This window comes from bacterium (assembly GCA_036524115.1).
Lineage (GTDB): Bacteria > JAUVQV01 > JAUVQV01 > JAUVQV01 > DATDCY01 > DATDCY01.
Genome location: DATDCY010000046.1, coordinates 1 through 6,258 on the forward strand (window position 1 = coordinate 1; position 6,258 = coordinate 6,258).

General features: G+C 71.2%; 6 protein-coding genes. 2 read left to right on the plus strand and 4 right to left on the minus strand.

All coding sequences use genetic code 11. The features are described from left to right. Positions 1-225: DNA-3-methyladenine glycosylase I (locus VI078_02220; GenBank protein ID HEY5998102.1), on the minus strand; the 225-nt coding region annotated here is incomplete at its 3' end. 253 nt (positions 226-478) lie between these two features. Between VI078_02220 and VI078_02225 the strand changes: the two genes are divergently transcribed. After that, positions 479-1,705 carry a hypothetical protein gene (locus tag VI078_02225; protein ID HEY5998103.1) on the plus strand — a complete coding sequence of 409 codons (1,227 nt, stop codon included), beginning with the start codon at positions 479-481 and terminating at the stop codon, positions 1,703-1,705. Between the two features lie 66 nt (positions 1,706-1,771). Here VI078_02225 and VI078_02230 read toward each other — a convergent pair whose 3' ends face one another. Beyond that, positions 1,772-2,530: a hypothetical protein gene (locus VI078_02230; protein HEY5998104.1), complete on the minus strand. Its 759-nt coding sequence runs from the start codon at positions 2,528-2,530 to the stop codon at positions 1,772-1,774. Positions 2,531-2,613: 83 nt separating this feature from the next. Here VI078_02230 and VI078_02235 point away from each other — a divergent pair, with 83 nt between their 5' ends. After that, a complete protein-coding gene (locus VI078_02235; GenBank protein ID HEY5998105.1) occupies positions 2,614-3,480 on the plus strand; it encodes a PfkB family carbohydrate kinase in 867 nt (288 codons plus the stop codon). A gap of 8 nt (positions 3,481-3,488) precedes the next feature. Here VI078_02235 and VI078_02240 read toward each other — a convergent pair whose 3' ends face one another. Together VI078_02240 and VI078_02245 are read right to left on the minus strand one after the other, a co-directional pair. Beyond that, complete coding sequence (locus VI078_02240) at positions 3,489-5,309, minus strand: hypothetical protein (protein HEY5998106.1); 1,821 nt, start codon at positions 5,307-5,309, stop codon at positions 3,489-3,491. 6 nt (positions 5,310-5,315) lie between these two features. Then, positions 5,316-6,258 (minus strand): tetratricopeptide repeat protein (locus VI078_02245; protein ID HEY5998107.1); only part of this gene is annotated, 943 nt, incomplete at its 5' end.

Here is a 6,258-nt window from a genome sequence, read left to right on the forward strand (position 1 = left end):
GAAGGCGGCCACCCGCTCCGCATCGAACCCGGCAAAGGCCCGGCAATAGTTCTCCCGCTTGCGCAGGATCGTCAGCCAGCTCAGCCCCGCCTGGGCGCCTTCGAGGATCAACATCTCGAAGAGCTTCCGGTCGTCGTGGACCGGCACGCCCCACTCGGCGTCGTGGTAGGCAACGTAGAGCGCGTCGGTTCCGGCCCACTCGCACCTGGTCTTCGGCGTCTTCATTTCCCGGCCTGCCCTTCCCTAGGAAAACCTGCTTCGGCACTTCCCGCCTCCAACCCTATCCCGTATCTTTATGATCTACAAGCGCTTTCCGGTGTCCTCCCCAACTGTGAGCAACGTCACCTGACTTCCGGCATCTATCTCGCTATGTGTATGAGTGCATTTGTCGGATTCACGGAAGGGGCCCGACAGTGATGGAGCGACCTGCAGCGCAGGCGCTGGCACCGAAGATCCAAGGCACCGAAAGGAGAACCGCATGAAGAGATCGTTCCTCCTCGCCGCCGCAGCCCTCGCGGGGGCTCTGCTCCTGCGGGCGCTGCCCGCCTCCGCGTCCGGCGGCTACCTGACGCAGTTCGAGGGCACCTACCCGGCCGCCAAGGGCAGCCGCATCGACACGTGCACCCTCTGCCACACGGGCGTCCCATCCCCCCGCAACGCCTACGGCGCCGCGTTCGCCGCCGCGGGCCACAGCTTCACCGCCATCAACGGCGCGGACTCGGACGGGGACGGCTTCACCAACCTCGCCGAGATCACCGCGCTCACCTTCCCGGGCGACGCCGCCGACCACCCTGCTCCCCCCGACGCGACGCCCCCGACGGTGGATGCCTTCAGCCTCCCGGCGGACTCGACCTCGCTGACGGTCAACATCCTCGCGTTCACCGCCTCGGACAACGTCGGCGTCACCGGATACCTGCTCACGCCCGACGCGACGGCGCCGGCGGCGAATGCGACCGGCTGGTCCGCGACCGCGCCGCAGACGTACACGTTCGCGGCCGTCGGCACCTGGACGCTCTACGCGTGGGCGAAGGACGCGGCCGGCAACGTCTCGACCAGCCGCAGCGCCTCGGTCGTCGTCACCGACACCACCCCGCCGCCGCCCCCGCCGCCCCCGCCGCCCCCGACCGGCCAGCTCTTCTTCTCGGACTTCAGCGACGCGACCTGGGCCGGCGCCCCGGGCTGGGACCGCATCGCCGGGCGCTTCGGCGGCGACCACGGGACCTTCGTCAACTTCGCCGACGGGCGCAACGTCTCCCTGGCCGATGATGCGATCGCAGGCCTCGCTCCGTTCGCCGGCGGCCGGATCGTCACCAAGTTCCGCTTCGTCAGGCCGCAACCGGGCGCGCGGGCGGACGTGCTCTTCGATTACGTCGACGGCCGCAACTTCCGCTACGTGCGCTTCGCGCGCGACATCGGCCGGGTGATCATCGGCCAGACCGGGACAGTGGGCGGCCGCGGCGCCAGCGTGCTGAGCCTGCGCGTGCCGAAGCTCTTCGCCAAGTCCGGCGTCTGGCACGAGGTGCAGGTCGACGTCGACCCGGTTGCCAATACGGTCAAGGTCTTCGTGGACAACGGCGCGCAGCCCGTCCTGACGAGGACCTACCCGGCGACCGGGATCGGACGCGTCGGGGTCGCCGGCTTCGGCGCCCGCCGCACGATCGGCTTCGACAACTTCGAGGTGTCCGACACCACCGTCCTGCCGTAGGCACGCAACGTCAGCCGGCGCCCCCGGGCGAGATCGACGGGGACGCCGGCCGACGGCACCGCCGAACTAGTACATCCGCAGGACTCCTCCCCCCGCCAGCGCCGTCCCGCGCTGCGGCGTGACCTGCTCCCGGCCGAACATCCACCGCCGCTCCGGACGCGTGCGGTAGAGGCGCAGCCACTCGCGCCGCGTCGATCGCCCCGGGACCCGGTCCGCGTCCGGGCCCATCAGGATCTCGCCCCACGCCGTCGGCCAGAGGGACGCGCGGATGTGGATCGGATCGAAGCCGTACCACTCCTCGCGCAGGTGCTGCAGACGCAGCCCGCGCGCGGCAGCGAGCGCGACCATCCCCTCGTCGACCGCGGCCGCCGCCTCCTGTGCCTGCTCCACCGTCACGCGGCTGGCCGGGAACAGGACAGTCCGCACCGCGAGGAACTTCACGTTCGACAGACGGCGGATGCTCGCGAGCGGCAGGTCGGTCGCCACGATGTCGCGCGTGTGCCGCTGGAGCCGGTCGACGGCCTCCCCGACCCAGGCGAGCACCTGCGCCGGCGAGCGGCCGTAGAGGATGTCGTTGCCCACGTCCGTGATCAGCGCGCGGGTGGGCGCGGGCGGGAGGCGCTCCAGTTCATCCCAGATGCCGCACTCGAGGATGCCGGGGATGCCGCGCGCCAGGAACGTGCTGCGCCTGCCGTACGAGCGCCCGTGCCCCCCGGCCGCCAGCACCTCCACGCCGGGTCCCCAGGTGTCCCGCGCGGCCGCCACGACCGCCGCAAGACCGCGGAGCAGGTTGCTCGCTCCCAGCGCGACGACGCGGTGCGTCACCTGCCGCCCCTCTCCTCGCGAACCGCTCTGTGGGATACTGCCTCCGGCCCGCAACCGCGGCGCCGGGAGGGAGCGCGACCGCCATGGCCCGGATTCTCTGCGTCGGCAACGCCGTGCTCGATCTCGTCTTCGGCGTGCCGCACCACCCCGCGGAAGACGAGGAGGTGCGCGCGGCGACCCTGCGCGTCGCCGCCGGAGGCAACGCCGCCAACACCGCGCGCGTGCTGCGGGCCCTCGGCCACGAGGTCGCCCTCGGCGCCGTCCTCGGCGACCACCCGGCCGGTTCGCCGCTGGAGGAGGAACTGCGCGTGGCCGGCGTCGACCTCCACCCCTGCCGCCGCGTCGCCGGCATGCCGCCGCTCTCGGCCGTGCTCATTCCGCAGGGCAGCGGGCACCGCACCATCGTGCACCACCGCGGGCTGCCCGAGTACGACCTGGAGGACTTCGCGCGCCTGGACCTCTCGCGCTGGCGGTGGACGCACTTCGAGACGCGTCCCGGCGAGGGCGTCACGCGCATGGTGCGCCACGCGCGTCTCTTCCGGCCGGAGCTGCTGCTGTCGCTCGAGGCCGAGAAGATGCGCCCCGGAACCGAGGAACTCTTCCCCCTCGCGCGACTGGTGCTCTTCTCGCGCGGCTACGCCGAGGCTGGCGGCTTCGCGCGGCCCGAGCCCTTCCTGCGTGAGATGCACGCCCGCGTCCCCCGGACGCTGCTGAGCGTCGCCTGGGGCGCGGAGGGCGCCTGGGGCATCGAGGCCGACGGGACACTGCACCACGCGCCTGCGGTGGCGCCGCCGCAGGTGGTCGACACCCTGGGCGCCGGCGACACCTTCAACGCCGGGATGGTTGGCGCGCTCGCGGCCGGCAGATCGCTGCGCGAGGCGCTGGCCGCGGCGTGCGCCCTCGCAGGCAGGAAGGTCGGGCACGTCGGCTTCGCGGAGTTGGCGCCCTGACTCGCAGTTCACTTCGCCAGCGCCTCACGGCGCTTCCGCGCGAACTCCATCCCCTCGGGGCTCGCGGGCTGGAGCGCTTCGAACGTCTGGTACCACGCCACCGCGTCGGCCCGACGTCCCTGCCGCTCGAGGTCAACGGCGAGGGCAAGCGTGAGATTCGGGTCCTTGGGATTGTTCGCGAGCCCGGCGCGAAGGAAACGCTCCCCGAGCGCCAGGTCCCCGACCAGCATCGCGGTCGAGCCGAGGGTGTAGGACTCCATCGGCCTGTAGAAGCGCTCCGGGACCAGCCGCGACAGTTCGGCGTGGACCTCGCGCGGCTGCTGGCCCGCGATTGCGTCCAACTGCCCCGGCGGAAGCCAGGGCCTGACACGGCGCAATGCGAGATCGCGCACGCGCGGGTCGTCGGCTGAGCCGGGCCGCACGTACACCAGCGAGACGCCGTCGGCCTGAACAAGCATCCAGCCGAGCGAGTCCAGCACGCCGCCCTTGTTCAGCGTCCAATCATGGGGCCCCCTGCCGAGGACCGCGATGTCGATGCCGTACCGCTGCAGCATCGCCGGCCACTCCTGCGGCGGGATCGTCACCACCTCCCGAAGGAATTCGGCCGGATACGCGAAGTTGCGGCCATCCTGGAACACCCGCTGTGCCGGATAGAGACGCCACATCAGGTAAGAGCCCTGCTGGAAGTCGTTGTACATCCGGCCCTGCAGCCCGCGCGAGGCGATGAGGTCCGCCGCGTCCACCGGCAGGCGCGCCTCGTTGATCCCCCAGCCGCGCGGGTCGTGCAGCGGCATCAGGAAGACCTGCCTGCCCGCCAGCACGAGCGCGCAGACGCCGAGAGCCGGCAGAACCACGCGCGCCGCGCGCCTGCGGCCCGGGTGGGCGCTCCGGACGATCTCGAAGCCGGTCTGGCACATCCCGGGCAGCGCAAGGAGCAGGAACTTCGGAACTATCCGCGCGGCGAAGAAACACAGCGGCAGGAAACCCGCCACGAGCAGGACGTAGAGGTAGTCGCGCCGGAGCCAGCGGGCGGGAATGGCCAGGAGCGCGAGGGCGCCGAGAAAGAAGAACGGGGCGTGCCATCCCACGAGAGGGCGCATGAACTCCGCGAGCACAACCCGCTCGTCGATGAACAGGTGGCTGGCGGAATACACGTACGGGTAGAGGAAGAACGGGTTTGCGAGCGAGCCGATGACGAAGCCGAGGGCGGCCCGGACCGCGACGCCGAAGTCCCTCCTCCCCGGGGACAGAGCGGCGTGGACGATGAAGGCCGCACAGACCGCCAGTCCGAAGATCACGCCGGGATGAACGTTCGCCCAGAGGCACCCCGCGGCGCCGAACCAGAGCGGCAGGAACCGCGACTTCCGTTCCCACAGATTCAGCAGCAGAGCCAGCCCGAGGAAGGTCATCAGGTGCGGACGCGGCACAAACCGAAACTGCGAGGCAGCCACGGCCGCAACGAGAAACGGCGCAAGGCGAAGCCAATCGAAAACGGTCGCGTCCGGGAGCCGTCTCCGCATGGTATCCACGGTCAAGGCGAAGGCCGCCGCCGCCACGATCGCAACGAAGACGGAGTCGGCCGCCTCGGCGCCGGCGGCGTGCACTTGATACACGATCGCACCGAATAGCCACTCCGCGTTCTTCCACGGGTAGGAGCCCCAGGTGAACGACATCGCGTTCTCGGTCGGGAACGACCCCGACCAGAGGAGCTTTCCAAACGCGAGGTGAAAGTAGAGGTCCGGGTCCGAGACGCGGTAGCAGGCGAGGGCCAGCGTGAACAGAAACGCAACGAGAACGGGGAGAGCCCGGAACAGGGCCGCGCGCCTCATCCCGTCCTAGCGCGCCGCCAGCCTCGCCTTCACGTCGCGGAAGTTGTAGTCCTCGGCGAGGATCTTCTCGAAGACCTCGCGCGCCTTGTCCTTTTCCCCCGCGCGCTCGTGGCACAGGGCGAGGAAGTAGTACGGCTCGAGCGTCGCCCGCTGGATCGGGCGCCCCGCGATGACCTTCGTGAACTTCTCCTGGGCGAGGCCGGCCTGCCCCCGCTTGAGGAAGATCATCCCCACCAGCATCGACGCCTGCGGGTAGTGCTGCGCGGAAGCGTCGATCTGCTGCAGCGCGGTGAGCGCGCGGTCCAGCTCGCCGAGCTTCGCGAAGAGGCGTCCCGCAGGGTAGAACTCGCCGGCCTGTTCGTACAGCTCCGCCGTCCGCTTCGGTTCGCCGCCGGCCCTCTCGAGCACCTGCGCCGCCTCCAGCGGCCGGCCGGCCTTCGCGAACGCCTCGGCCGCCCGCGGCAGGTCGTTGAGCAGCGAGAAGATGTCCGCTGCCTCCGAGAAAAAGCCCCCGCGGAAGAAAAGGTCCGCCGCCCGCGACAGCTCGCCGATCTCCTGGCAGTACGTCGCCGCCTGGATCAGGTCGCCGGCCTTCTCCGCCCACTGCGCCGCCTGCCGCGCGTCCCCCTGGTCGTACCAGTAGCCCGACAGCGCCGCGTAGCCGCGGGCGGCGTCGCCGCCCTTGGCGAAGCTGGCCGCCGCCCTCTCCGGGTCGCCGGCCTTGAGGAAGGCCTCGCCGGCGCGCGCGTGCTCCCCGATGTGCTCGAAGTTCGCGGCCGCCTCCGTGAACAGTCCCGCCTTGAGGTAGAGATCGGCGCCACGCGCCAGGTCGCCCTGCGCGTCGCACATCTGCGCGGCGCCCGCGTAGTCGCCCCGCTGGATCAGCAGTTCCATCGCCTCACGCCGCGATTCGTCGCCCCGCGGCGCCTCGGCGGCGGTCGCGACCGGC